Source organism: Roseomonas chloroacetimidivorans (assembly GCF_049629625.1).
Taxonomy (GTDB): domain Bacteria; phylum Pseudomonadota; class Alphaproteobacteria; order Acetobacterales; family Acetobacteraceae; genus Roseomonas; species Roseomonas chloroacetimidivorans.
In genome coordinates this window covers 1-24871 of the sequence record NZ_JBNBZS010000073.1, presented here as the reverse complement: position 1 = coordinate 24871, position 24871 = coordinate 1, and the positions used below count along the sequence as shown (strand labels likewise).

Below are 24871 nucleotides of genomic sequence, written 5' to 3'. Positions count from 1 at the left end.
CAAACGCCCAATCGCACGCGCCGCCTCGATCACTGCCCACACCCATCCGTCCGTGACACGGAGGTTCTACGAAACGCAGGCGAATCGCGGCCATAACTGAGCCAATGAAAATGAGGGGATTCGTGAGATGGCGTCCTCGTTCCCGGCCCCTGAAATGATGAGCCAGACGGCTGCCCAGACTGCTCCGACCGAGGCCCTGGCCGGGCTGGTGGAGCGGGTGACCTACCACAACGCAGAGAACGGCTTCTGCGTGCTGCGGGTGAAGGCGCGCGGCCATAAGGACTTGGTGACCGTGGTCGGACATGCGGCCACAATCTCGGCCGGCGAGTGGGTCCAGCTCTCGGGCAGCTGGGTCAATGACCGTGCCCACGGCCTGCAGTTCCGGGCAGGCTTCCTCAAGGCAAGCCCGCCGACGACGCTGGAGGGCATTGAGCGCTACCTCGGCTCAGGGATGATCCGCGGCATCGGCCCGGTCTACGCGAAGAAGCTGGTGCGCGCCTTCGGCGAGGCGGTCTTCGACCTGATCGAGGCTGAGCCTCGGCGGCTCCGCGAGGTCACCGGCATCGGCCCCAAGCGCGCGGCCCGCATCGTCGCGGGCTGGGCCGAGCAGAAGGTAATCCGCGAGATCATGCTGTTCCTGCATGCCCACGGGGTGGGCACCTCCAGGGCCGTGCGGATCTACAAGACCTACGGGGCCAATGCCGTGCAGGTCATCACCGAGAACCCCTACCGGCTCGCCCGCGACATCCGCGGCATCGGTTTCCGGACGGCCGACCTCGTGGCCGGGAAGCTCGGCATCGAGCCCACGGCCATGATCCGGGTGCGGGCCGGCATCTCCTTTGCGCTCGCCGAGGCCACCGGTGAGGGACATTGCGGGCTGCCGGTGCAGGAGCTGACCTCTCAGACCGCCGCCCTGATCGAGGTGCCGCCCGCCCTGATCGAGACGGCACTCGAGCTGGAACTCGCGGAGGGGGAGGTCGTGGCCGACACGCTGGAGGGGGAGCGCTGCATCTTCCTCGCGGGCCTGTACCGCGCTGAGCAGGCCATCGCCGAGCGCCTACGGGCCCTGGCCGTGGGGGCGCCGCCCTGGCCGGAGATCGACACAGAACGAGCCATCCCCTGGGTGGAGGGCAAGACGGGCCTGGCGCTCGCGCCAGGCCAGCGCGAGGCGGTGCACCTTGCGCTTCGCACCAAGCTGTTGGTCATCACGGGCGGCCCAGGCGTGGGCAAGACGACGCTGGTGAACTCCATTCTGAAGGTGCTACGGGCCAAGGGAGTGGAGGTGGCGCTCTGTGCTCCGACCGGCCGGGCCGCAAAGCGGCTCTCGGATAGCACCGGGCTGGAGGCCAGGACCATTCACCGCCTGCTGGAGACCGATCCGAAGACGGGTGGGTTCAAGCGCTCGGATGAGCGCCCTCTGGAGTGCCAGCTGCTGGTGGTGGACGAGACCTCGATGGTGGACGTGCCGCTTATGCGCGCCCTCCTGAAGGCGCTCCCCGACGAGGCGGCCGTGCTGCTGGTCGGCGATGTAGACCAGTTGCCCTCGGTCGGGCCGGGGCAGGTGCTGGCCGACATCATCGGCTCAGAGAGCCTGTCCGTGGTTAGGCTGACCGAGGTGTTTCGCCAAGCTGCCCAAAGCCAGGTCATCGTCAACGCGCATCGGATCAACCAGGGCCAGATGCCCGAGCTGCGGCAGGGGGAGGGCTCGGACTTCTACTTCGTCGAGGCCAGCGACCCAGAGGAGGGCGTGCGTAAGCTCATGACCGTGGTGCGGGAGCGCATCCCGGCCCGGTTCGGGCTGGATCCGGTCCGGGACGTCCAGGTGCTGTGCCCCATGAACCGGGGCGGCCTGGGCGCCCGGTCCCTTAACGTCGAGCTGCAGAAGGCGCTGAACCCGCCGGGCGAGTTGCGGGTCGAGCGCTTCGGCTGGACCTTCTGCCCGGGTGACAAGGTCATGCAGGTGGCCAACGACTATGACCGGGAGGTCTACAACGGCGACCTGGGCGTGATTTCCAGGATCGATCTGGAGGAAGGCGAGCTCACGGTCCGCTTCGAGGGACGCGAAGTGGCCTATGGCTTCGGGGAGTTAGACGAGCTGGTGCTGGCCTACGCGACCACGATCCATAAAGCGCAGGGGTCCGAGTACCCGGCCGTGGTGATCCCGCTCACAACCCAGCACTACGCGATGCTGGCCAGGAACCTGCTCTACACCGGCGTGACCCGAGGCAAGCGGCTTGTCGTGCTTGTGGGGCAGCGGCGCGCGCTCGCCATCGCGGTCAAGAACAGGAATACGCGCAGGCGGTGGTCGAAGCTCAGGGAGTGGATGATGGGCAGCTGACGACGCCCGTTAACTTGCCAATGCGGCATCGTGGCGTGATTGCAAATCCGCCTCAACCACTTCGGCCTGCCGATGCAGCCACTTCGTCAGCCAAAAACGCGATTGCCTAACTTCCATCTCGGCGGAACGTTCCCCCCCATTGATGGAGCCTCGTTATGAAGCCACCATGTTCGAAGAGACGTGGGCCAAGTAGCGCTGGTTTAAGGAGATCGCCAGCTCTCAACGAGCAGTCCATCGACGCGGCCGAAATGACGCGTGTTGCTGGTGATGACACGAAGCGAACGCCTGAATGCTTGGCCGGCAATCATTACGTCGTAGGCGCCTATCTCGGCACAGAGGCGCTCAAGCTGTGCACGCACCATACCCGTCGAGGTCGCGTCTGCTTCGTCGTAGGCGAGGATCTCAATGGGGCCAGAGAGGAAGGACGCCAGCCGGGCACGGTTTGCAGGGCGATGGTCAGGTGCCGACTTGGCGACACCGTATTCGAGCTCCATGAGGGTGATGGACGATACCGCTGCAGGCTCTGATCCGCGGAGGGCGGCGAAGGTGGCACGCACCTCGAGCGGTCTGCCTCGGATGAGGTCGATGCAGGTGTCGGTGTCTAGAATGAGCTTCACAGATCGTCGCCTGCAAGACGGCGCTGCGGAGCGGGCTGGGCGCGACCATCCTCCATAAAGGGGACAGATGTGCCAGCTTGGTCCATGGCTTGGAACCAAGCGTCATGGTCGTTGAGGACCGGTTGCAGCAGTGTGCCTTCAGGCACTTTAGTGATCCGAACTCTGTCGCCCGGGAAGCGATGGTCTTTCGGTAGGCGTACTGCCTGGCTGCCGCCCGTCTTAAAGATCTTGCCTATCTGAGCCATGGCTAGCTCCTCCCGTGGATTATAGATACATCATATATATACTCTATCAAGAGAGGGACCGCCACATAACTGGGGGTCAGGCGACGATGGCCGCTTGCAGGTGACAGTCGTTGGCAGCCGAGAAGCGCTGGCCGAATTTGTTACTGCCCAACGATCCGACCATGCTGAAGCTGATAGCCTCGAAACAGCCGCAGCCAGACGGGCGTTGGTGGTCCGCAACCTTGCGGAAGCGCACGACCATGGCCACCGAACAGCCCGGCGAGCAGAGACCCGAAAGCGGAGGCCAGCCCGCCTCTATGACGCCTGCCCCCTCAGCGATTCCACAGACGCGCCCGGGTCTGTTCGGCCTTTCCTGGCCGATCCTGGCCGATCCTGGCGGCTGCCGGGGCGGCGCTGGTCCTGCTGATCGTCGGGTGGGGGATCGCCATCTCGCGAGGCAACCAGTTAGACAGGGCCGAGCAGACGAGCCAGGCGCGTGCGGCGCGCGTGGCGGAGCTGGAAGGCACTCTGAACCAGCAGCGGCAAGCCGCCACCGATCTCGCCTCGCTGCGGCAGCAGGCGGATGCGGCCCGCGCGGCCGCCGCCACGGCCGAGGCGCGCAGCCGCGAACTCGCCGGCGCGATCTCCCAGTCCGAGGCTCGGCTCGCCGAGCTCGGCCAACAGACCACGGCCAGGGAAGGGCGGGTGAATGAGTTGACCGCCGCGGTGACCGCGGCCGAGAACCGGCTGGCGGAGCTTCGCCAGGCAGGGGAGGCCGCAACCTCGGCCCTGGCTGCCCGGCGCCAGGAGGTCACGGCGGCTGAGGCCGCCCTCGCGGAGCGCCGGGCCCAGCTCGACCAGCTCACCACGCAGCGTGACGCGGCCGAAGGTGCCCTGCGGGACGCCGAGAACGGTGCAGCCGAGATCAAAGGGCAGGTGGAGGCGGCCCAGGCCCGCGTCGCCGCCCTGGCCGCGGAGGCGGGAAGGGCCCAGGAGGCCCTGACCGCGCAGCAGGCCGCCGTGGCCGGCGTCGAGAGCCGTGCGCAGGCCCTCCGTCAGTCCATCACCGCGGCCGAGGCGGAGCTCGGTGCTCGCCGGAACGCGCTGACCGGAGCAGAGGCCCGGCTGGCGGAGATCATGCGTGCCGCCGAGGCAGCCAATGAGCAGATGCGGGCTGCCGAGGGCCGCGCGGCGGAGATCGCCAACGCAGTCACGGCCGCCGAGGCCCGGCTGGCGGAACTCCGGGCGGCGACCGAGGCAGCCGGGGCGGCGCTGAAGGAACGCCAGGACGCGGTGGCGGCGGCCGAGGCGCGCCTGGGCGAGGTCGGACCCCAGCTGCAGGCCGCTCAGCAGGGCGCAACCGAAGCGCAGCGCCGGGCCGCCGAGCTGGAGGAGCGGGCGACCTCGCTCCGCACCCAGGTCAGCGAGGCGGAGGCGGCCCTGGCCGGCCGGCAACAGGCTCTCGGGGAAGCCGAGCAGCGCCTGGCGGCCCTGCGCGATCAGGTGGCCCAGGCTGAGAAGGACCTGGAGGCCCGCCGCAATGAGGCCGAGGCGGCCGGCACCCGCGCTGCGGAGATCAACCGCAACAGCGAGGAGGCCACGGCTCGCGTCCGGGCGCTCGAAGGCAGGGCCACGGGGCTCCAGGCCGACCTGGATGCCGCAGGCCCGAACTTGGAGCGCCTGCGGGCTGAGGCGGCCGGACTGGAGCAGCAGGTCGCCCAGCGCCGTCAGGAACTGGCCGCCCTCGAGGAGCAGGCGGCCCGGCTTCGGGCTGCGCCGGACACCCAGGCGATGCCTGGAGCCCCGATCGTGCCGAATGCGGGGACGCCGCCGGGCGGAGCTGGAGGCATGCGCGAGTGACGTCCTGACGCAGGTACCGTGGGCGTCGGCACCAGCCACCTCGGGGCTGCCAGGCTGCAGGAAAGGGGGGGCTCGCGGCTCGTCTCGGCGACCCGTTGCGACGCAATGGTCACGATAACTCGATGTTGTCGCGCACAATGGCCTCGGCCAGGCCGCGGCCGCGCTGAGGCCTCTCCGTCACGCATTCATCTTGCTTTCCCACCGGATTGTGCAGTGCAGCGCAGAATGTCGCCTGTCATTCTCCACTTCCCTGCTCTCGTGCACGAGGTGAGAAGGTGGTCGACGCGGCTGAATGGTTGGGTGCGTGGTTGGACAAGCAGAGCCACCTCCATGGATCGTCGGGTCTCGGCGACGACATTACGGCAGTTGCCGCGGCCTGCAGGCAAGATGCTTTCAATGATGGGCTGAGCCTTCACGAGCTAGACGAGGCTGCGGGAGGTGACCTCGTTACCTTTCTGACCGCCAAGCCAGCCAAGGCCCCCGACACTGCCGGCCCCCTTGGTCATGCGGCTTCACCCGCCACACGCCCAAATCATAGAGCTATGGACCAGGCACTACCGTCCTGACTTGGCGGATTACTTTTATCCTGTGTAGCGCTGCTGAACGTGGCCACCTGCTTCCCGCTAGTGGGAAGCAGGTGGCGAAGGTTCTGGCTCCCGCCAAGGCCGTGCTTACCGGTCTAGCCACGTGCGCACCGCCTCGTTGAGGCGGCTTTGCCACCCTGGCCCCGAAGCGCGCAGACGCTCCAGCAAATCCGCATCCAGGCGGACGGAGACGAGCTTCTTCGGCGCTTCAGAAGGCGGCCGGCCACGCCGGATCACCGCATCCCCGTGCCGGATCTCTGCACGCTCAAAGAACTCGCGCGTCAGGGACGGCGCGTCGTCAGGGTCAACCCAGCCAGTTTCGTTCTTCCTCGGCATGTCCATACCTCATGGAGATGATGCGGCGGGCCGTACCGCGCGGGGTCCACACCAGCACCACGAAGCGACCGTGCAGGTAGCCCGCAGTGATGAAGCGGGGCTCACCGTATTCGTGCCGCTCGTCGGCCGCCGTGGCGGTGATGCCCTTGAACACCTCGGCCGCATCGTTGAAGTCGAGACCGCGCTCTTGGAGCATCCTGTCTCGCTTCGCGGGGTCGAAGGTGATCTCCATGTACTTGTGTAGCTACAGTAAACAAGCCAGACAATACCGTAGCTACAAAAACCTAGCCTTGGGGCTGGGCGTCGGCCATCTCGCGTCCGGTTAGGGGGCAGGTCAGGGTTAGGCTTCCTCCGCCCCACAGTTGATCGAGACTGTGAGAATGTCGGTGCCGCTCGGAAGGCCTGACCCGGATTGAGACTGACCTTGTGTCGTTGGGGTGATCTGTCGGTGTTCCGGGCGGCACCTGCCGGTCGAGCGGGATGTGACCTCATAGGAGCTTGAGGCCGTCCATCCCATCACAGTCCTGTCCGCTCGCTGGACCGTCAGGCCCCTCAACTGGTCCGGAGCCCCTTGCTATGAGCGAAGCTCTTCCTCCCGGCGACGTCATTGTCGGTGGGACTGCCGCGAAACTGGGGGTCAGGCGACGATGGCCGCTTGCGGGTGACAGTCGTTGGCAGCCGAGAAGCGCTGGCCGAAGCCGGTGCCGAGTGTGCCGTTGTAGACGGCGCGGTTCTGTCAGCGCTCACGCCAGAGCTGCTGTTATTCGTCGGCTGACGCTGCCATTCTATCCTGCCGCGAGAATGGCGAGGGCGCTTTCCGCGCGACGCAGATGAAGCACGCGACGGCGGTTTGCGGTAACATGCTGGTTGTGGCGGATGCGAGGGCGGAGGTGGTTGCGGAGTTCGTCGTGGCTGCGACAGAAGCGCTCGGCTGAGGTGAAGCTCTTGAACCCACGCATACATCGGACGCGGCCTTTGATGCCCCGGTGATCCTGCTCGAGCCGATTGTTATGGGATGGCCCGCCCCTCTCCCCTGCTGCGCTAGGCTGGCAGGGTAACCTGAGGGACGGGAGCTGGTTTGATGCAGATCGCGGTTCTGGGAATCGACCTGGGTAAGAACAGCTGCAGCGTGGTGGGTCTCGACGCCAGCGGGCGGGTGGTGCTGCGACGCCGCCTGCAACGGGAGGGTGTCATCAAGCTGGCCGCGGGCCTGCCGGGCTGCGTGATGGCGATGGAGGCCTGCTGTGGGGCGCATCACCTCGGCCGCAGGCTGCGCGACCAGGGTCACCAGGTCCGATTGATGTCACCGGAGTACGTGCGCCCCTATGTGAAGGCGCAGAAAAACGACGACCGCGACGCGGAGGCGATCGCCGAGGCGGCGACCCGGCCAACGATGCGGTTTGTCGAGCTCAAGAGCGAGGCGCAACTCGACATGCAGAGCCTGCACCGGGCGCGTGACCGGCTGGTGGGTGAGCGGACGGCGCTGATCAACCAGCTGCGCGCCTTTCTGCTGGAGCGCGGCGTCATCGTGCCTCAGGGGCGGCGCAAGCTGGAGCTGCACCTTGAGACCTTGCTGGCGGCCGATCAGGTTACGCTGAGCCCACGGACCCGCCTGTTGATCGAGGACCAGCAGGCCGAATGGCGCGAGTTGGACCGCCGTATTGATGCCTTTGACGAGGAGTTCGTACAGGAGGCCAGGATGGACGAGGCCGCCCGGCTGCTGCCCACCATCCCGGGGATCGGGCCGCTGAACGCGACGGCGTTAGTCGCGGCGATCGGCAGGGCCGAAACCTTTGGACGTGGCCGGGACCTGGCCGCCTGGATAGGGCTCGTGCCGAGGCAGATGACCACGGGAGGCAAGCCGAAGCTGCTGGGGATCAGCAAACGCGGCAACGGGTACCTCCGCAAGATGCTGATCCACGGCGCACGTGCGGCCCTGCCGACGCTGTCCAAGGGCGAGACGCTGTTGGGCAGCTGGTTGCGTGGCCTGATGGCCCGGGCGCATGTGAACACCGTCGTGGTGGCGCTGGCCGCCAAGCTGGCGCGGATCATCTGCGCGGTGCTCCGTACCGGGCAGAAGTTCGAAATGCAGGCAGCGACGGTGTCGTAGCCAACGAGATCGGCCGCTCGCGCTCACCCCGGCGCGGTTGGCTGTATGAGGTCTGCGGGCGGTGGAAGCGAGATGGCCTGACAGTCGACCGGCGTTCTAGAACCCTGTTACAAGAATTGGCGCTCGACGCCGTGGTTGTTATGAGGACCGGGACGTGCGGATCTCCATCTTGGCCAGGGCTATGCCCTGAGACCGGATAGGTTGGCGTAGACTGATTGGACCGGATCGCGGAAGAGCTTGCAGACGGGGCGGGCCATAGGTTCTTGTAGACGCTGGTGCGGTGCGCAATCCGCTTGCCCAGTGTCGAGCGGATCTGCCGCAGCGCCGGTTTCAGCCGACCCGCCCAGGACCGGTACAGGTCGCAGAACCAGGAATAGCCGAACCCATCCGGCGCTCCCGCCCGGTATTCCTCCCACAGAAGCGACAGCGTCACGTTCGGACGCCGCAGTTCCCGATGCACCCAGGCCCAGTCGGGCTGCGGCCGGTCCTCAACCGCGGCTCCGCTGGGTGGGGGAAACAGCAGCGCCTCCAGCCCCGCGTCGCTCAGCCCCTCCGGCAGCGGCCAGGTCAGCCCGGCACTGCGGGCCCGCCTGAGATAGGCGTGCACCACCCCCTGGCTCAGCCCAAGGCTGCGAGCCATCACCCGCTGGGACAGGCCCTGGCCCCAGCCAAGCCGTAGAACATCTCGGATCTTGCGCATCGGCACTCTCTCGCCTGGCATCCCGCCCCCCTGCTCAGCACAGGGGCGAAACTACCGCTGGTTGAGACTTGCCGGCCGCGCCACTCCTCCACCCCGTCCCCAATTCCAGTGATCACGATCACCGGAATCACCGATCAGCATCCACCGGATCCACTGATCACGATCAAACGGAATCGCTGATCACGATCCACCGGATTACGCAGGTTTGCAGGCAGCAGGGGCATCGCGGGAGCGCGCTGATGAGGCTGACGGCGAGTTGCTGCCGGAGTGTCGCGATGGAGTTCGCGACGTGGCGCTCAGGCCGGATAGGCGGCGCCCCGCGGGCGGAAGTCCTGGGGTAGCGCAGGTGCCCTGATCCAGTCCGGGGTGAAGCGCTGCTGAGGGGGGAAAAGGCAGCGCTCGGCGACAAGGAAGCCGAGCGCTGCGATGCAGAGGCTGGCATGGTGGTGAAAGCCGCGCCAGCCACGACCTTCATAATGCCCGAGCCCGATCTCCTGCTTCAGTTCCTGGTAGTCACGCTCGATCAGCCAGCGCGCCTTGGCCGTGTGGACGAGGCGCCTGAGCGGGGTGCGCGGGGGCAGGTTGGAGAGCCAGTACTTGCTCGGCTCTGCCGCGCCCTTCGGCCATTCGATCAGCAGCCACTCCTCCGGCCAGGGCTCTGAGCGCAGGGTGTCGCGGTGCGCGGGGCGGATCCGCACGGCCGCGAAGCGTGAGGACAGCTCGGCCTGGCTCCCTTCGCGCCAGGTCACGCGGCGCCAGGCGCGGGTGGGCAGGTTCTGCGCTAACTTCTTGACCGAGACCGGCTGGTGTTCCGCACTGCGCCGCACCCGGGTCGGTGGCCGCCCCTGGCCAGACCAGGGGGCAGGTGGCAGCGGGGCCTGTCCGGGCGGCCAGACACCCGTGCCGGAGCGGATGCCCAGCACGTAGTCCAGGCCGAACTCGCTCACCCCGACCCGGAAGTCGGTCTCGTCGCCGTAGCCGGCATCGCCCAGCACGACGCCCGCCGGCACGCCGTCAGCTCGCGCCTTGCGGATCTGCTCCAGTGCAATCTCCGGCTTGGTCGCGAACGCGACCTCCTCCGGCACCCCTGCCTTGGTCCGCCGTGCCGGGTCCTCGGCCCAGGCCTCGGGCAGGTACAGACGCCAAGCAATCGGCAGGCTGGCGTGGTCGTTGGCCACGGAAAGGCTCACCGCGACTTGGCAGTTATCCTGCTTGCCCAACTGCCCGCAGTACTGCCGGGCCACTCCCACCGAGTGCTGGCCCTGCTTGGGAAAGCCGGTGTCGTCCACGATCCAGTAGGCGACCGGCCCGTGCCGCTCGATGGCGGGCAGCACTGCCTCGCGCACGGCGGCGAGCAGGGCCGCGTCGTCCCAGGCCGCCTTGGCCACCACGTGGTGCATCGACTGGTGCGCCGCCTGCACCCGGCCCGGCTCGATCCGCGCCGCCATGGGCTCCACGCTCTTGCGCGCCCCCGGCAATAGAAGACCCGTGCAGTAGGCCCGCGCCGGTTCAACCCGGCCCGCGTGGCCCAGAACCGACACGATCCCATCCAAATACGCCGCGAACCGATCCTCGCCCGTCCGCAGCCGATTTGCATCTCCGTCCACCATGCCCAGTATATAGGAGCATCAAGTGACACAGTAAGACTAACCGCCTATCAACCCGTCAGGAGCCTAGCCACGCCTACGCCACGTCGCCAATCCGGGCATCACTGGCGCGAGCTCTGACAGATCCCTGCCGGGGACCCAGAGGCGGAGCGGCAGCAGCCGGCGGATGGTGCGCGGCCACCTTGTGGACCCGCTGGGCTGGCCCAGGAGCGGCTTCAGCCGCATGCGGCGGGATTCCTGCCGCCAGATCAGTCCAGCCTTGCGCCTGTCGCCCGGATCACGGGGCTGAGGCGGTCGTGATCCTCCCGCGCCAGTTGGCGCATCTCGGCCGGGGTGAGGGTCGGCGCCAGCTCGAAGCCGGCATCCGTCAGGATTTTCTGGGTTGCCGGGCTGGCAAGCATGTCGCGGGTCGCCTCGTAGAGCCTGTTCACGATCGGCTCCGGCGTGCCCGCTACGGTGGCCACGGCGCTCCAGAAGGTGAGCTCGTAGTCCGGGAAGCCGGCTTCCTTCATGGTGGGCACGTCCGGCAGGAAGGAGGTCCGCTCGGGCGAGGTCACGGCCAGGGCACGAAGCTGGCCGGAGCGGACGCCGGGCAGCAGGGTGGGGAGATTGTAGAAGGCGAAGTCCACCTCGCCCGTCTGCACGGCGATGATGCCCTGCGGCGCGCCGCGGTAGGGAACGTGGGTCAGGTCGAGCCGCGCCTGCTGCCCCAGCATGGCGCTGGAGATGTGGTGCGTGCTGCCCACTCCGCCCGATGAGTAGGTCAGGGTGCCGGGCTTCGCGCGGGCGGCGGCCACGATGTCGGCGATGCTGCGGAAGGGGCTGGCCGCGCCCACGACCAGGGCGTTGCTGCCCGTGGTGAGGCGCGTGACGAGGGCGAAGCTGTTCAGCGGATCGTAGGGCAGGCTGGTGTAGAGGTACGGGTTGATGGCCACCTGCGGCTGGGCGACGATCGTGGCCGTGTAGCCGTCCGGCGCCGCGCGCGCGACCTGCCCCAGCGCGACGGTGCCGTTGGCCGAGGGGCGGTTCTCCACGACCACGGGTTGGCCGAGCCGCTGCGACCACTCCTGGGCGACGACGCGGGCGATGATGTCGACCGAGCTTCCGGCGGCGAGGGGCGCCACCATCATGATGGGGCGGCTCGGCCAAGCCGGCTGGGCCAGGGTACGAGAGGCGGCCAGGGGCGCGAGAGCGAGGCCCCCGGCCGCGGAGAGGAGGGTGCGGCGGTGCATGGGTGCGGACTCCGGCCTAGCGGATGAGGTAGATGGGGCTCGACCAGGCGACGCTGCCGTCCTCCATGGTCGTGCGGATGTACAGGGCGTTGTCCTCAACTTGGCGCAGGGCCACACGGCGCTGCAGGCGCGCCGTCTTGTGCGGGTTGATGTCGGGCAGGCGGTAGACGCGGACGCGGCGGCCGAGCCCGCCGCCCTCGAGCACGATGTCCTCGAAGCCGATCCGCGAGACGTCGAGCTCTGCCTTCACCAGGCCGGTGTCGATGCGGAGGGTGCCGGCGCGCGGGTCGTCCAGCACCGCCTCGAAGCCCGCGAAGCCGCCCGTGGTGACGGAGCCGAAGCGCACCGAGCCGGCGTCCGCCTCGAAGGGCTTGTCCACGTTCCAGCGGTTGATCGGAGCCACGCCGGACCAGCTGTTTTCGGCGAGCGAGACGCTGCCGTTCCAGAAGGTCTCCCGCCCCCGGCCGCGGTACTCGGACCCTTCCCACACCACGCGGATGCGGCGGCCGAGATCGGCCTCGGCGTAGGGGCGCCAGACGTCCAGGAGCTCCGTGCGGTTGCGGATCTCGATGCGCTCGACCGGGGAGGCCGCGGCGACCTCGGCGGCGAAGTCCGCTGCCTCGTCCCGCACACCCGCCAGGATGTCGCCCATGCCGGCCACCGCCGTGCTGCCGTCCGGCGCTCCGCCGAGGGCAGGGTCGTCGATGTACAGGGCGGCGGGGGTGGCGAGCGTCGCGGAGACGTCCACCAGCACGCGGGCCGCCGCGGTAGTGGCGTAGTGCCGGCGGCGGTGCAGCGCCTCAAAGACGGAGGCGCGGGTCAGCTCCTCCGCCAAGATGCAGGTGAGGCCGCCATAGGAGCCGAACTGCGAGGCGCCGGGATGCGAGGCGCCCTGGCGGCCCTTGTGCCCGTCCGAGTTGGCGACCACGCCGACGCGCGCGCCGACGGCGAAGGCGTCCTCCAGCAGCCAGTCGAATGTGCCCCAGTCGCTGTGCACCTCCACCGCGCGCTCCAGCATCCGGTCATGGGCGAAGTGCAGGTTGGCGTAGCGGCCGCCCACATGGGGGAAGAGGAGGGTGGGGCGCCCGTCCGCCCGCAACGCGGCGTGCAGGGCGCGGGCGTCCAGCGCATCGGTCTCGGGTAGGGCGGTGTCCTCAATCAGCGCGCGGCTGGAGCGGCGGATGGGGCGGCCCTCCTCGGGGTAGAGGACGTTGCGGTCGCCGCCGAGGGCCGTGTTCCCCGACCACTCATAGCCTGGGAAGAAAACGAAGCGGCCGGGCTCGTCGATCCCGGCCGTCGCGGTGTTGAAGTCGGCCCAGACGGAATCCGTGATCTGGAAGTCGTTACCCTGGTGGCAGATGACGTCCACCCCCGCGAGGTCGCGGGCATAGGCGGCGTAGTGGCGGATGGGGTTGGTGCCCACCGTCTCGCCGGACTGGCCGTGCAGGTCGGCCCAGAAGGGCAGGCGGGCCGCGGGGGTGAGGCGGATGGGGTTGCTCGCGCAGATCGGCGCGCCGTCCTCTGCCTGCCAGGCGATGGTGAGGCCCTCGGTCGCCTCGGCGCGCAGGTCATCGATGCGGACGGCGCGGGCGCCCTCCGGCCAGGTGATGCGGTCCGGAAGGCCGCTGACCGGGACGGAGGCGGAGAGGCGGAAACTGCCGGACACCCGGTCGGTGGGGTTGCCCCAGATGTCGTCGGCGCGGAGCAGGAGCGCGAAGGGCTCGCCGGGGCGGCGCAGCGTGGGCACGATAGCCTTCCAACTCGCCGGCGCGCCGGGGATGACGCGCAGAGCGGGCTGGTCCGGCAGCAGCGCCCAGTTGGAAGTGGCGAAGACGTCGGCCATGACGAGGAGCCGGAACGCCTCCTCGCAATAGGTCTGCATCCGCAGGCCGGGCGAGCCGCCGGAGCGATCCCCGAAGCGGATGGTGATCGTCTCGCCCGGTGAGAGGAAGCCGCGCTCCACGGCTACCGTCAGCGTGCGGCTCCAGGGACGCATGGCGAGCTTGGGATCGAAGGAGAGGCGCAGCACGGCACCGTTCGAAGCGGTGGCGGTAACGTAGTTGGGGGCTGCGGGATCGGTGAACTGCGGGCGCCCCAGATCGCTGATGATGCGGCTGCAGATCCGGAGGGAGCCCGTGTCGTCGATGCCGAAGCGACCGGCAGTGAACTCGATCTCCAGTGAGACGTAGGCGCCCGCCTCGACCGGGGCCGCCGGGCGAAGGACCACGGTGCCGATCTCTTCGGCCCTGTAGTCGGAGTGGTGGGCGACGTGGCCGGGATGGGCGCCCGGAATGGAATGGTGCAGCGTGGAGAGATCGTGCGGCATGGCAAGGCCCCGGGAAATGGTGCCAGTGGTCTATAGGTTGTACGTAAAAGCAACAAACTTGTAATTTGGGTGTTTCTGCCCCGATTTCACAGGAAATGCCCAAAATGATGCCTTGTTGCCCTAGATACCGAGCAATCTGCACAATCTTGAGGCGAAGTGGATCGTGAGTTCGGCTTCGATCTCCAGCAACCCGGCTCTGGAGCCCAGCCTTCTCTATCGTCAGCTCGCGGCCCTGCTTCGCCACGAGATCCGGTCCGGGCAACTGCCGGCCGGGAGCAGGCTCCCGACGATTGCTGCCCTTGCGGAGCGCCACGGGGTGGCCGCTTCCACCGTCCGGCAAGCACTGGATCAACTTCGGCTGGAGGGCCTGATCCGGTCACGCCAGGGAAGCGGGACGTTCGTCACCGACCTCATCGTGCCCCGCCCGTTGCTGGTCATGGATCTGGGTTGGTCCGAGCTCGTGCGGAGCATTCGGCCCAATCTCGCCCAGCTCCTCTCGGCCGACGACACGCCAGCGCCGCTGGAAGAAGGGGATGGCAGCGCGGCCGACGCCTACCGGCATCTGCGCCGGGTCCATCGCACGCCGGGCGGCCTCGCCTACACGCTGGTGGATATCTGGCTCGATCGCCGTCTGTATGACTTGACGCCTCAGCGCTTCGACAGGGAGATGGTCCTGCCGTTGCTGGAAGATCTGGTGGGCGGAGAGTTAGCGGAACTGCGCCAGGTCCTGCGGCTGGGTGTGGCGGATGCCGACGCGGCACGCTGGCTCGGTATTCCCCTGGCGTCTCCGATCGGGGTTGGGCGCCGCATCCTGCTGGGCCGTGATGGCGTCGCCCTGTACTGGGCGAGGAGTCAGTTCAGGGGAGACGCGGTCCTGTTCGAGTCGAGGATACGACGACCCTGATTCCCTTGTCGGCTCTCGCGAGTCCTCCACTGCGGGACTATTCCGAGGGTTCTGTCAGCTCACGCGCCAGAGACGCCGTCACACGCCGGCTGGCGTGTCAGCCTATCCTGCCTCAAGCGAATGACGAGTCCGGCGCCGAGACCAGCCTCTCGCAGGCGGAACGAAGGTGTTCTCGCATACGCTGCGTGGCGAGATCGGACTGCCCCGCGAGGATAGCCTCGGCGATCCGCGCATGCTCCTGCGCCGATGCGCGCCAGTAGCCGGCATTAAGCGCCGAGCGCAGCTCGACGACGCCGAACTGGCCGATCAGCCCGGCTAACTCGCGGTTGCCGGACATCTCGGCGATGGTTCTGTGGAAGACCGCGTTAGCGTCGCGGGGCGAATCCGGGTTCGCGCCCACCGCGTCCAGCATGGCGATAAAACGCGCGCGCTCACCGTGCTCTGCCATACGCTCGGCTGTGAGGCCGGCGGCAAGGCCTTCCAGCACCTCCCGAATGCGGTAGCGGTCGGTGATTTCCTGGCGCGACAGACGCCGCACGAGGGCGCCGCGATTCGGCACGAGTTCCACCAGCCCCTCAGCCGCCAGTCGTCCCATCGCCTCGCGCCAGGAGCCACGGCTGACGCCGAGCTGTTGAGTCATGTCGGCCTCAATGAGGCGCTGGCCCAGAGCCAGGCGGCCTGCCTGGATAAGGCTGCGGACATGTCCCGCGACATAGTCGACGGTTCCGCCTCGCGGACGCCGGCCCTTCGCGGCCTGGTTGGCTGGCGTGGTGTGCGATCCCGTCATGTAAGGCTGATCCGCCAACTCCCTGAAGTTTTCAAGGTAGTCTTGACTGCCGAAACTGTCGGACACTATTGTCGCGCAAAAGTGGCCGCACAAAACGCCGGGCGGCGTACCGACGAATGCTGGGAGGAAGGACTTTGAGCCGACACACGCGGACGCTGCGCGAGCTGATGCGCGGACCCGAGCTGCTCGTCGCGCCCGGCGTGGCGGATGCGCTAAACGCCAGACTGGTCGGCCGGATGGGGTTCCAGGCCGTCTACATGACTGGTGCCGGGACGGCCGCCACCCGGCTGGGCCGGCCCGATATCGGCCTGCTCTCGGTCACCGAGATGGTGGACAACGCTGAGCGGATCGCCGATGCCGCCAGCGTTCCGCTCATCGCCGATGCCGATACGGGCTACGGCGGCGTCATGAACGTGCAACGGACCATCCGGGCCTATGAACGTGCCGGCGTGGCTGGTGTCCATATCGAGGACCAGGTATGGCCGAAGCGTTGCGGGCACCTGGACGGTAAGGCCGTGGTGCCGGCGGAGGAGATGGCCGCGAAGATCCGCGCCGCCTGCGACGCGCGGCACGACCCCGACTTCGTCGTCATCGCGCGGACTGACGCCCTGGCGGTCGAGGGATTCGAGCGGGCGATGGACCGCGCCCGCCTCTACGAGGCGGCGGGCGCCGACATGATCTTCATTGAGGCGCCGCGCACGCTGGAACAGCTGCGCGCCATCCCTGCCGCGTTCGGCGTGCCGACGGTCTTCAACATGTCGGCGAGCGGCAAGACGCCCTTCCGCACGGCGGCGGAGCTGCGCGACATGGGCTTCCGTCTGGCGATCTACCCGAACTTCCTCCTCCTCGCCGGCCTCACCGCCGCGCGCCAGGTGCTCGAGGAGTTGCGGAGCACGGGCACGGTGGAAGGCGTCGCGGGAAGGATGACGAGCTTCCCCGAATTCCTCGACCTGGTGGGCCTGGCCGAGGTGCGGGAGAGCGAGGCCCGATACGCCGTCGCCGAGGAACTGCGGGTCGGCTTCTAGCAGCGCGGAAGCCGGGGAGGGCGGGGCGATGTCGCTGAGGACGATGTTCGAGAAGATCTGGGCGGAGCACGCCATCCTTGAGGACGAGGACGGCCAGACCCTGCTGCTGGTCTCCCGTCACTTCGCGCATGACGGGTCCTACTTCGCCTTCGGCTTCCTCGAGCAGCGCGGCCTGCCGCTCCGCCGGCCCGGGCAGACCTTCGCGGTGCCAGACCACGGCATCTCCACGCGGAGCCACCGGCTGGAGGACATCGCCGATCCCGACCAGCACCGCGTCGTCACGGCCCTGCAGCGCAACGCCGCGCGGCACGGCTTTACCCTCTTCGACATCGAAGACGAGCGGCAGGGCATCGTGCACGTCGTCGGCCCGGAGCAGGGGCTGACTCTGCCGGGCACGGTCATCGTCTGCGGCGACAGCCACACCTCGACCCATGGCGCGCTCGGCGCCCTGGCCTTCGGTATCGGCGCCTCCGAGGTCTGCCACGTTCTGGCGACGCAGACCGTGTGGATGCGCCGGCCCCGGACGATGCGGGTAACGGTGGAGGGCGAGCGCCCGCCCGGCGTGACCGCCAAGGACCTCGTCCTCGCCATCATCGCCCGAATCGGCGCCAATGGCGCCGCCGGGCACGTCATCGAGTATGCCGGTCCCGCGATCCGCGCGTTGAGCGTCGAGGAGCGCTTGACGGTCTGCAACATGTCGATAGAGGCCGGCGCCCGCGCAGGGATGATCGCGCCAGACGAGACAACCTTCGCTTACCTGAAGGGGCGCCCCTACGCCCCGACCGGCGCCGACTGGGACCGCGCACTCTCCTGGTGGCGGACGCTTCCGAGCGACGAGGGGGCAGCGTTCGACGCGGAGGTCACGCTCGACGCTTCCCGCCTCGCTCCCATGGTGACCTGGGGCAACAGCGCCGAGGACGTCCTGCCCATCACCGACGCCGTGCCGGATCCCAGGCAGGCCTCCTCCCCCGAGCGCGAAGCGGCTATGTGCGAGACCCTGGACTACATGGGGCTGGCGCCGCGCACGCCTCTGGCCGGCATCCCCGTCGACCGCGTCTTCATCGGCTCCTGCACCAATGCCCGTATCGAGGACCTGCGCGAGGCTGCGGCCGTCGCGCGGCAGGGCCGTGCCGTGATCCCCGCGATGGTTTCGCCCGGCTCCAGCTTGGTGAAGCGCCAGGCCGAAGCGGAAGGGCTTCACGAGGTGTTCCGCGCGGCCGGCTTCGAGTGGCGCGAGTCCGGCTGCTCCATGTGTGTCGGCATGAACGGCGACCTGGTCCCCGCCGGTGAGCGCTGCGTCTCCACCTCCAACCGCAACTTCCGGGGGCGCCAGGGGCGGGGCAGCCGCACCCATCTGGCCAGCCCAGCCACGGCCGCCGCCACGGCCCTGCGCGGGCGCATCACCGACGCCCGCGACGTAATCGGAGGATAGCGATGCAGCCCCTGACGACGTTGACGGCGGTCGCGGCCCCGCTCGACCTTGCGAACGTCGACACCGACCAGATCGCGCCGGCGCGCTTCCTGCGGCGCCCGCGGGAGGAGGGTTACCAGACCTTCCTGTTCCACGACCTGCGATTCGGGGAGGACGGCGCGGAGCGGGCGGATTTCGTGCTGAACAGTCCCGCCTGGCGCCAAGCTGGCATTCTCGTCGCCGGGGAGAACTTCGGCGGCGGATCCAGCCGCGAGCAGGCGGTCTGGGCGCTGTCGGACTATGGCTTCCGCTGCGTTCTGGCCGTCAGCTTCGGCGACATCTTCTTCGCGAACGCGGCAAAGCAAGGGCTGCTCCTTATCCGGCAGGACGCGCCGACCCTGTCCGCGCTGCGGCGGGAACTGCACGACAGCCCCGGCGCGACGATGTCGGTGGACCTGCCGGCGCAGACCTACACGACGCCTGCCGGCGAGACGCGCGGATTCGACATCGAGGCCAGCCGCAAGCGGCGTCTCCTTCTCGGACTCGACGACATCGGCCTCACACTACGGCACAACAAGGAGATCCGGGCCTTCGAGCAGCAGTACCGCGAACGAAGGCCCTGGCTCTACGGCCGGATGGAAGGGGAGCCCGCCTCCGGCGCCGCTTGAGAGAGCGCTGGACGGAACGTGATTGGAAGGGAGAGAGACGTGTCGCGCGAGGATAACGCCCTGATGAATTCGCCGATCGGCCGGCGCGCGCTGTTCGCGGGCGTGGCCGCGGGCTCCGCCTTCACCGTGGTGCGCGCGCGGGCCCAGGCCTTTCCGTCGCGCACCGTCACCCTCGTCGTTCCCTTCCCGCCGGGCGGAACGATCGACGTGTTGGCCCGCCTCACGGCCCAGCAGCTCACCGGGCGCTTTGGCGTGCCGGCGGTTGTCGAGAACCGCGCCGGCGCGGGCGGCACGATCGGGGCAGCTGCCGTCGCCCGCAGCCAGCCCGACGGTTATACCATTCTCGTCTCGAATGTCGGGTCCAACGGGATTGGGCCAGCCCTCTACCGCAACATCCCCTACCGACCTCTCGAAGACTTCGAGCACATCGGCTGCTTCGGCGCCTTCCCGAACGTCCTCGTCGTCCGGCCCGACTTCCCGGTTTCGACGATCGGCGAACTGATCGCCTTGGCGCGCCAGAAGCCGGGGGAACTCGCCTTCGGGTCGCCCGGGAACGGGCTGGCACCGCACCTGGCCGGGGAGATGCTGATGCACGCGACCGGCATCAGGCTCCTGCACGTTCCGTACCGCGGGGCGGGCGAGGCACGGCAGGCCTTCCTTTCGGGCGAGGTGCCGATCCTGTTCGAGAACCTGCCGACCGTCCTGCCGATGGCGCGCGACGGGCAGATGAAGCCCCTGCTGGTGACCAGCCCGGTCCGTGCCACTGGCCTGCCGGAGGTGCCGACGGCCATCGAGCTGGGCATGAAGGGCTTCACCAACGAATCCTGGGAAGGCCTCTCGGCCCCGCGCGGCACCGCCGCCGCGGTGGTCGAGGTGCTGAGCCAGGCTCTGCAGGAGACGCTCGCTAAGCCTGAGGTAAATGCACGGCTGACCGGGATGGGCATCCGGATCGACTACACGAAGCCGGATGAGTACCGCGCCTTCATCGCGGACGAGTTGAAGAAGTGGGACGCGGTGATCCGCACCGCCGGAATCCATCTTGACTGACATCGGGAGTGACCCAGCCATGAATCCAGCGGCCTCCGACTACCCTTCGGCGGATTGCCCAGGCCCGGATCCGGCACCCCGGCGGCCGCGCATCCCCCTGCCGCCTGGGACAGTCGACTGCCACGCCCACGTGTTCCCGGCAGCGCTCCGTGGACGGATGGTGCCGGAGCGGAGCTACACGACGCCGCCCGCCGAGCCGGAGGCGTACCTTGCCATGCTGCGGACGCTCGGCGTGGCGCGCACCGTGCAGGTGAACGCCAGCGTGTACGGCGCGGACAGCACGCCCACCCTGGAGCTAATGAAGGTACTAGGTCCCGACCGTGCGCGGGGCGTCGTGGGCCTCGGCTCCGATCCGGACCGGGGAGAGCTGGAGCGCCTTCACCAAGCCGGCGTTCGCGGCGCCCGCGTCTCCACTCACGTGCAGGGCTACGGCGGCACCGACCGGCTCTCCGCCATCGCGGAGGCGATCGCTCCCGTCGGCTGGCACTTGCAGATCCATCTCGAGCGCTCGTCGGAGCTCGCCGAGCTGGAAGCGCTGCTGCTGCGCCTTCCCGTGCCGCTGGTCTTCGACCACATGGGCCGGGTGCGAGGTGACGAGGGCGTTTCCGCGCCGGGCTTTCAGGCCCTGCGGCGGCTCATGCTCGCCCGCGACGACGTCTGGGCCAAGGTCTCCAGCTTCTACCGCCTGTCTGCGGCGGGCGCGCCCGCATACGGGGACATGCGCCCGATCGTGGAAGAGCTCGTGGCCACGCGGCCGGATCGGCTGGTCTGGGGAACCAACTGGCCGCACCCGATCTGGCACGGCCCCATGCCGAACGACGGCGATCTGGTCGACCTGCTGATGGAATGGCTGCCGGATCCGGCGGTACGCCGCAGGATCTTCGCGGAGAACCCCGCGGCTCTCTACGGCTTCGATCCCTGGCGCGAATAGAAGCTCGCGACGCGACGACGCCACGAAAGCAAGCGCGGTCGCAAGGCGACGGAAGAAGGAAACCTGCCGTGCTGCATCGCCGATCTCTGTTAGCCGGCGGAGGCGCCGTGCTTCTTCCCGCCGCGGCGCGGGCCCAGGACTGGGAGCCCAGCCGCCCGATCCGCTTCGTGGTCCCCTACGTCGCGGGCGGCAGCACGGACGTCGCTGCGCGCATCATCGCCGAGCGCATGGGCACCCTGCTCCGCCAGCCCGTCGTGGTGGAGAACCGCGGCGGCTCCGGCGGCAATATCGGCGCCGAGCTGGTGGCGCGCGCGGCGCCGGACGGCCACACCATCCTGATGGGCGGCACCGGCGTGCTCACCACCAACCAGCACATCTACCGTTCCATGCCCTTCGACCCCGTGAAGGACCTGGCGCCGGTCGCCATGGCCTATACGAGCGACCTGATGATCATCGTGCCGAACAGCCTTCCGGTGCGGACGCTGCAGGAGTTCGTGGCTTACGCTAAGGCGCGGCCCGGGCAGCTCTCCTTCGGCAGTTCTGGCCACGGCGCCTCGACCCACACGGCGGTGGAGCTGTTCCGGCTTCAGGCCGGGATCGACATGCAGCACGTGCCCTACCGGGGCAGCGGCGCGGCCATCAACGACCTCATGTCCGGCACGATCCAGACGATGGCGATCCAGACCGCCGGCGCTGTCGGGCAGATCCGCGATGGGCAGGTGCGGGCACTGGCGACGACAGGCCCGCGCCGCTCTCCGGTGCTGCCGGACATTCCCTCGATCGGTGAGGCGGGCTTCCCGGACGCGGTGGCGACAAGCTGGGGCTGCGTCATGGCGCCGGGCGGCACGCCGAGGCCGGTCGTCGCCCGGCTGAACGCGGCGGTGGTGGAGGCGCTAGCAACGCCGGCGGTGCAGCAGCGCCTCTCCAGTGCGGGCGTGGATGCTGAATCCTCTACGCCCGAAGCCCTGGCCAGCTTCCTGGCAGCGGAGCGCGAGAAGTGGGGCCGGGTGGTGCGAGAGGCGCGGATTACTGTGGAGTAGGGGCGCGGCGGAGGCGCCAAGCCGGCCCGATTGTTCGGGAACCGCCCGCCGATGAAGCGAGGCGGGAGAAAGCGCGGAGGGTGTTCGGGATGACGAGGAAGTGCAGGCCAGATCAGATCGGGGCCGGGCCGCGCCCAGGCGAGACGCTGCCAGCCTTTGAGACAATGCGTCGGAGGGGACTTGCCGCACTGGGCCTGCTCGCCCTCGCTCCCGCCCGCCGCGCGGCGGCGCAGGCCGAGACTTTTCCGGCACGCCCGATCCGTATCGTCGTGCCTTACGCCGCCGGCGGTCCCGCCGACGTCTTTACCCGCACCGTCGGTCAAGCCGTAGCTGCCCGGTTGGGTCAACCTGTGGTGGTGGACAACCGCGGCGGCGCGGGCGGCGTGTTGGGGACGGAGATCGTCGCGAAGGCGTCGCCGGACGGCTACACGATCGCAATGGGCGGCAGCGGCCCCTTGGCCGGGGCCCTGAGCCTCATGCCGCAGACGCCCTACGATCCGCTGAAGGATTTCGCCGCCATCTCCATGATGGTCACGCTGCCGCAGATCCTGGCAGTCCATCCTACCGTACCCGTGCACAGTGTGTCGGAGCTCGTGGCCTTTGCGAAGGCCCACCCTGGCAGACTTTCATATGGATCCGGCGGTAACGGCACCGGCGGGCATCTCGGGGGAGAGCTGCTTCGGCTGCGGACGGGCATCGACATCGTCCACGTGCCGTATCGCGGCGCCGGGCCCGCTACGACCGACCTCGTTTCCGGCCAGATCCAAATGATGGTCGGCGAGGGGCCGGCGTTCCTCCCGTTCATCGCTTCCGGCCAACTCCGTGCTCTCGCCGTGACTACGCCGCAGCGCCTCCCGATGCTGCCCGACGTGCCCACCTTGGCCGAGGCGGGGGTGCCGGACATGGTGCTGGAGAACTGGTACTGCCTCGTCGCTCCCGCTGCGGTACCAGCCGAGCGACTGACGGTGCTGCGCCGCGCGGTGGCGGAAGCACTCGACGACGCGGAGGTGAGACGCGCCATCACGGTCCAGGGCGCCACGCCCGCACCGGGTACGCCGGAGGCGCTGATGGACCGCATCCGGCGCGAGATCACCCGCTGGGCGGAAGTGTCACGTGCCGCCGGGACGAAGGCGAATTAGCTCAACAGCTTGCCAATGCCGAGTTGGGCGTGGGCTCCCGCATGCCACTGGAGAACAGCGGATCACCTAACCTCGACAAGCGCGTCCAGTGACACGTTCAGGGCGCGCGCTAGAGGGATCTGTCAGCTCTCGCGCCAGGGGTGCCCGGATTGGCGAGCTGGGGCAGGTGTGGATAGGCTCCTGATGGGTTGAGGGGCGGCTGGGAGCCTGGGATGGAATGTGAGGGCTGCGGTTCGGCCGGGGTGACTGAGCGGCCGGACCGTACGGCTCAGGGCTACAGGCGCTTCCGGTGCCGCACCTGCGGCCGAGGGTTCAACGAGCGCAGCTCGGGGGTGCTGAACAGGGCGCAGTACCCGAGCGACGTCATCGCGCTCGTGGTGCTCTGGCGCTTGCGCTACCGCCTGACCCTGCGGGATTTGACGGAGATGTTTCTCCTCCGTGGTATCGTCTTCAGCCACGAGGCGGTTCGGGACTGGGAAGCCAGGCTCGCACCGGCACTGGCGGGTGAACTTCGCCAGCGCCGTCGAGGCAGGGGTCGCAACGGGCGCCGCTCCTGGCACGTTGACGAAACCTATCTGAAGGTCCGGGGCCGATGGTGCTACTTGTATCGGGCGATCGACCGGAACGGCGATCTCGTGGACACCATGCTGAGCGAGCACCGCGACATGGCGGCGGCCAAGGCGTTCTTCCGCTCGGCCAAGTCCGCCACCGGCATCGTCCCCGACAAGGTCACCACGGACGGGCATGGCTCCTACCCGCGGGCGATCCGCTCAACGCTGGGCAGGCGGGTCACCCACCGCACCAGCGTCTTCAAAACGTATGGCCCGCCCCGTCTGCAAGGGTTTTGCGACCTGGTCCGATCAGTCTACGCCAACGTATCCGTGTGTGGATGGCCCCCTGTCTTGCAAGAAGAATCCTGGCGATCGAGCAGCGGTAGTCGCTTGCAGTCGTGTGTCCGGCCTTCAGCGCGGCACGACGGCCGCAGGCCCTGATGGGTGTCCGCGGGCTGGGGCCTCATCGGCCTCGCGGGTTCAAAGACCCCGGATACGTTCCAGGCTGCTTCCAGCTCGTCGGCACTGCCGCTCACTCCATCACGCCTCTTCCTCTCGCAAGCATCCTCTTCCCGGCTGCCTCACCTCATGCTGTGGTTACGGCCGCCGGCCGATAGACGTCGCCCTTGGCCATCAGCGCCCAGGCGATGCGGGCCATTTTGTTCGCGAGGGCAACCGCAACCTTGAGCCGGGCATACCGGCTCAGGAGCCCCTGGACCCAGCCGTTGGACTTCACCTCCCGGGAGCCTTGCAGGGCGGATTGTGCGCCGATGATCAGCAGGCGGCGGATGTAGCCGTCACCCTGGTGCGTGATCCGGCCCAGGCGCTGCTTGCCGCCCGTTGAGTTCTGCCGGGGCACCAAGCCGAGCCAGGCCGAGAACTCCCGGCCAGAGCGGAATACTGAGGCGTCGGCGACGGTTGCCACGATGGCGCTCGCGGTCAGCGGCCCGATCCCGGGAATCTTGGCCAGACGTTGGCTGGCTTGATTTGCCCGGTGCCAAGCCAGGATCTCGGCATCAACCTGTGCGATCCGCTTCTCGAGTTCGTCGATCTGCTCGGCAAGCAGAACGAGGATCTTACGCCCAGGCATTGGCAAGTTGTTCGACGAGAAGGCAAGTTCGGCCGCATGATCGAGGGTACGGCAGGATCATGATGCCGCTTGGGCGCACGTCTCCTGCTGCCAGCTGCGAAAGGCCTTGGTGCGGGCGCGCCGGTACTCGCCGGCCGTCATCAGGTGCCGGCGTGGACGGAAGTGGCCGTAGATCATGCTGTGCGCCGAGAGGAACCGCTGGGCCTGCCCGGCCGACTTGATGCTGTGGACGGCGCCTGCCCCAATCGTGGGCATGGGATGGTAGGATCCCGTAGGTCCAAGTTTAAGGAGCTGTGTCATGCATCAGGAGATTGCCACGGTCGGTCTCGACCTCGCCAAGAACG

22 protein-coding genes and 2 pseudogenes are annotated in these 24871 nt (G+C 68.5%); 12 read left to right on the top strand and 12 right to left on the bottom strand.

What is annotated here, in order from left to right:
* Positions 1-157 precede the first annotated feature (157 nt).
* Positions 158-2338 (top strand): SF1B family DNA helicase RecD2, encoded by a 2181-nt coding sequence (recD2, locus tag ACO1BU_RS29245; RefSeq protein ID WP_424139493.1) that lies wholly within the window; start codon positions 158-160, stop codon positions 2336-2338.
* 200 nt (positions 2339-2538) lie between these two features.
* Here recD2 and ACO1BU_RS29240 read toward each other — a convergent pair whose 3' ends face one another.
* From ACO1BU_RS29240 to ACO1BU_RS29230, 3 genes are all read right to left on the bottom strand, one after another.
* A complete protein-coding gene (locus ACO1BU_RS29240) occupies positions 2539-2955 on the bottom strand; it encodes a PIN domain-containing protein (RefSeq protein ID WP_424139492.1) in 417 nt (138 codons plus the stop codon).
* On the bottom strand, positions 2952-3200 hold the full coding sequence (locus ACO1BU_RS29235) for an antitoxin (protein ID WP_424139491.1): 249 nt from the start codon (positions 3198-3200) through the stop codon (positions 2952-2954). The genes ACO1BU_RS29240 and ACO1BU_RS29235 overlap by 4 nt, the downstream gene beginning before the upstream one ends.
* A gap of 76 nt (positions 3201-3276) precedes the next feature.
* A complete protein-coding gene (locus ACO1BU_RS29230; RefSeq protein ID WP_424139490.1) occupies positions 3277-3447 on the bottom strand; it encodes a hypothetical protein in 171 nt (56 codons plus the stop codon).
* Between the two features lie 239 nt (positions 3448-3686).
* Here ACO1BU_RS29230 and ACO1BU_RS29225 point away from each other — a divergent pair, with 239 nt between their 5' ends.
* Complete coding sequence (locus ACO1BU_RS29225) at positions 3687-5039, top strand: coiled-coil domain-containing protein (protein ID WP_424139489.1); 1353 nt, start codon at positions 3687-3689, stop codon at positions 5037-5039.
* Positions 5040-5710: 671 nt separating this feature from the next.
* On the opposite strand, the gene ACO1BU_RS29220 is transcribed toward ACO1BU_RS29225, so the two are convergent.
* Together ACO1BU_RS29220 and ACO1BU_RS29215 are read right to left on the bottom strand one after the other, a co-directional pair.
* Positions 5711-5959 (bottom strand): BrnA antitoxin family protein, encoded by a 249-nt coding sequence (locus tag ACO1BU_RS29220; protein ID WP_424139488.1) that lies wholly within the window; start codon positions 5957-5959, stop codon positions 5711-5713.
* Positions 5928-6155: a BrnT family toxin gene (locus ACO1BU_RS29215; protein WP_424139487.1), complete on the bottom strand. Its 228-nt coding sequence runs from the start codon at positions 6153-6155 to the stop codon at positions 5928-5930. Before ACO1BU_RS29215 ends, ACO1BU_RS29220 begins: the two co-directional genes overlap by 32 nt.
* 885 nt (positions 6156-7040) lie before the next feature.
* On the opposite strand from ACO1BU_RS29215, the gene ACO1BU_RS29210 reads away from it, so the two are divergent.
* Entirely contained in the window at positions 7041-8069 is a 1029-nt protein-coding gene (locus tag ACO1BU_RS29210; protein ID WP_424139486.1) for an IS110 family RNA-guided transposase, read from the top strand.
* Between the two features lie 310 nt (positions 8070-8379).
* On the opposite strand, the pseudogene ACO1BU_RS29205 reads toward ACO1BU_RS29210, so the two are convergent.
* The 4 genes and pseudogenes from ACO1BU_RS29205 to ACO1BU_RS29190 all read right to left on the bottom strand — a co-directional run.
* Positions 8380-8790: pseudogene (locus tag ACO1BU_RS29205) on the bottom strand (IS21 family transposase); the annotation flags it as partial.
* 275 nt (positions 8791-9065) lie between these two features.
* On the bottom strand, positions 9066-10379 hold the full coding sequence (locus ACO1BU_RS29200; RefSeq protein ID WP_424139485.1) for an IS701 family transposase: 1314 nt from the start codon (positions 10377-10379) through the stop codon (positions 9066-9068).
* A gap of 245 nt (positions 10380-10624) precedes the next feature.
* Positions 10625-11608, bottom strand: a complete 984-nt coding sequence (locus ACO1BU_RS29195; protein ID WP_424139484.1) for a Bug family tripartite tricarboxylate transporter substrate binding protein — start codon at positions 11606-11608, stop codon at positions 10625-10627.
* 16 nt (positions 11609-11624) lie between these two features.
* A complete protein-coding gene (locus ACO1BU_RS29190) occupies positions 11625-13934 on the bottom strand; it encodes a PHP domain-containing protein (RefSeq protein ID WP_424139483.1) in 2310 nt (769 codons plus the stop codon).
* Positions 13935-14097: 163 nt separating this feature from the next.
* On the opposite strand from ACO1BU_RS29190, the gene ACO1BU_RS29185 reads away from it, so the two are divergent.
* Positions 14098-14838: a GntR family transcriptional regulator gene (locus tag ACO1BU_RS29185; protein ID WP_424139482.1), complete on the top strand. Its 741-nt coding sequence runs from the start codon at positions 14098-14100 to the stop codon at positions 14836-14838.
* A gap of 112 nt (positions 14839-14950) precedes the next feature.
* Here the strand turns inward: ACO1BU_RS29185 and ACO1BU_RS29180 are convergent, their stop codons facing one another.
* Complete coding sequence (locus ACO1BU_RS29180; RefSeq protein ID WP_424139481.1) at positions 14951-15625, bottom strand: GntR family transcriptional regulator; 675 nt, start codon at positions 15623-15625, stop codon at positions 14951-14953.
* 134 nt (positions 15626-15759) lie between these two features.
* Here ACO1BU_RS29180 and ACO1BU_RS29175 point away from each other — a divergent pair, with 134 nt between their 5' ends.
* From ACO1BU_RS29175 to ACO1BU_RS29140, 8 genes are all read left to right on the top strand, one after another.
* Positions 15760-16650, top strand: coding sequence for an isocitrate lyase/PEP mutase family protein (locus ACO1BU_RS29175; RefSeq protein WP_424139480.1), 891 nt, complete (start codon positions 15760-15762; stop codon positions 16648-16650).
* A 28-nt stretch (positions 16651-16678) separates the two neighbouring features.
* The gene (leuC, locus tag ACO1BU_RS29170; RefSeq protein ID WP_424139479.1) at positions 16679-18082 is read left to right on the top strand and encodes a 3-isopropylmalate dehydratase large subunit; all 1404 of its coding nucleotides are present in this window, start codon (positions 16679-16681) and stop codon (positions 18080-18082) included.
* Positions 18083-18084: 2 nt separating this feature from the next.
* Positions 18085-18729 carry a 3-isopropylmalate dehydratase small subunit gene (leuD, locus tag ACO1BU_RS29165; protein ID WP_424139478.1) on the top strand — a complete coding sequence of 215 codons (645 nt, stop codon included), beginning with the start codon at positions 18085-18087 and terminating at the stop codon, positions 18727-18729.
* A gap of 39 nt (positions 18730-18768) precedes the next feature.
* Positions 18769-19776, top strand: a complete 1008-nt coding sequence (locus ACO1BU_RS29160; RefSeq protein WP_424139477.1) for a Bug family tripartite tricarboxylate transporter substrate binding protein — start codon at positions 18769-18771, stop codon at positions 19774-19776.
* A 19-nt stretch (positions 19777-19795) separates the two neighbouring features.
* Positions 19796-20707, top strand: coding sequence for an amidohydrolase family protein (locus tag ACO1BU_RS29155; RefSeq protein WP_424139476.1), 912 nt, complete (start codon positions 19796-19798; stop codon positions 20705-20707).
* Between the two features lie 107 nt (positions 20708-20814).
* Positions 20815-21747 carry a Bug family tripartite tricarboxylate transporter substrate binding protein gene (locus ACO1BU_RS29150; RefSeq protein ID WP_424139475.1) on the top strand — a complete coding sequence of 311 codons (933 nt, stop codon included), beginning with the start codon at positions 20815-20817 and terminating at the stop codon, positions 21745-21747.
* 89 nt (positions 21748-21836) lie between these two features.
* Positions 21837-22886: a Bug family tripartite tricarboxylate transporter substrate binding protein gene (locus tag ACO1BU_RS29145; RefSeq protein WP_424139474.1), complete on the top strand. Its 1050-nt coding sequence runs from the start codon at positions 21837-21839 to the stop codon at positions 22884-22886.
* A gap of 332 nt (positions 22887-23218) precedes the next feature.
* Positions 23219-23878 carry an IS6 family transposase gene (locus ACO1BU_RS29140; RefSeq protein ID WP_424139473.1) on the top strand — a complete coding sequence of 220 codons (660 nt, stop codon included), beginning with the start codon at positions 23219-23221 and terminating at the stop codon, positions 23876-23878.
* Between the two features lie 241 nt (positions 23879-24119).
* On the opposite strand, the pseudogene ACO1BU_RS29135 reads toward ACO1BU_RS29140, so the two are convergent.
* Together ACO1BU_RS29135 and ACO1BU_RS29130 are read right to left on the bottom strand one after the other, a co-directional pair.
* Positions 24120-24527: pseudogene (locus tag ACO1BU_RS29135) on the bottom strand (transposase); the annotation flags it as partial.
* 57 nt (positions 24528-24584) lie between these two features.
* Positions 24585-24782, bottom strand: a complete 198-nt coding sequence (locus tag ACO1BU_RS29130) for a hypothetical protein (RefSeq protein WP_424139472.1) — start codon at positions 24780-24782, stop codon at positions 24585-24587.
* Positions 24783-24871: the final 89 nt, after the last annotated feature.

What these genes read in the sequence shown, in the direction of transcription:
- recD2 (WP_424139493.1), top strand. Translation starts at nt 158, where the DNA reads ATGAGCCAGACGGCTGCCCAGACTGCTCCGACCGAGGCCCTGGCCGGG.
- ACO1BU_RS29235 (WP_424139491.1), bottom strand. Translation starts at nt 3,200, where the DNA reads ATGGCTCAGATAGGCAAGATCTTTAAGACGGGCGGCAGCCAGGCAGTA.
- ACO1BU_RS29220 (WP_424139488.1), bottom strand. Translation starts at nt 5,959, where the DNA reads ATGCCGAGGAAGAACGAAACTGGCTGGGTTGACCCTGACGACGCGCCG.
- ACO1BU_RS29215 (WP_424139487.1), bottom strand. Translation starts at nt 6,155, where the DNA reads ATGCTCCAAGAGCGCGGTCTCGACTTCAACGATGCGGCCGAGGTGTTC.
- ACO1BU_RS29210 (WP_424139486.1), top strand. Translation starts at nt 7,041, where the DNA reads ATGCAGATCGCGGTTCTGGGAATCGACCTGGGTAAGAACAGCTGCAGC.
- ACO1BU_RS29200 (WP_424139485.1), bottom strand. Translation starts at nt 10,379, where the DNA reads ATGGTGGACGGAGATGCAAATCGGCTGCGGACGGGCGAGGATCGGTTC.
- ACO1BU_RS29195 (WP_424139484.1), bottom strand. Translation starts at nt 11,608, where the DNA reads ATGCACCGCCGCACCCTCCTCTCCGCGGCCGGGGGCCTCGCTCTCGCG.
- ACO1BU_RS29190 (WP_424139483.1), bottom strand. Translation starts at nt 13,934, where the DNA reads ATGCCGCACGATCTCTCCACGCTGCACCATTCCATTCCGGGCGCCCAT.
- ACO1BU_RS29180 (WP_424139481.1), bottom strand. Translation starts at nt 15,625, where the DNA reads ATGACGGGATCGCACACCACGCCAGCCAACCAGGCCGCGAAGGGCCGG.
- leuC (WP_424139479.1), top strand. Translation starts at nt 16,679, where the DNA reads ATGTCGCTGAGGACGATGTTCGAGAAGATCTGGGCGGAGCACGCCATC.
- leuD (WP_424139478.1), top strand. Translation starts at nt 18,085, where the DNA reads ATGCAGCCCCTGACGACGTTGACGGCGGTCGCGGCCCCGCTCGACCTT.
- ACO1BU_RS29155 (WP_424139476.1), top strand. Translation starts at nt 19,796, where the DNA reads ATGAATCCAGCGGCCTCCGACTACCCTTCGGCGGATTGCCCAGGCCCG.
- ACO1BU_RS29145 (WP_424139474.1), top strand. Translation starts at nt 21,837, where the DNA reads ATGACGAGGAAGTGCAGGCCAGATCAGATCGGGGCCGGGCCGCGCCCA.
- ACO1BU_RS29130 (WP_424139472.1), bottom strand. Translation starts at nt 24,782, where the DNA reads ATGCCCACGATTGGGGCAGGCGCCGTCCACAGCATCAAGTCGGCCGGG.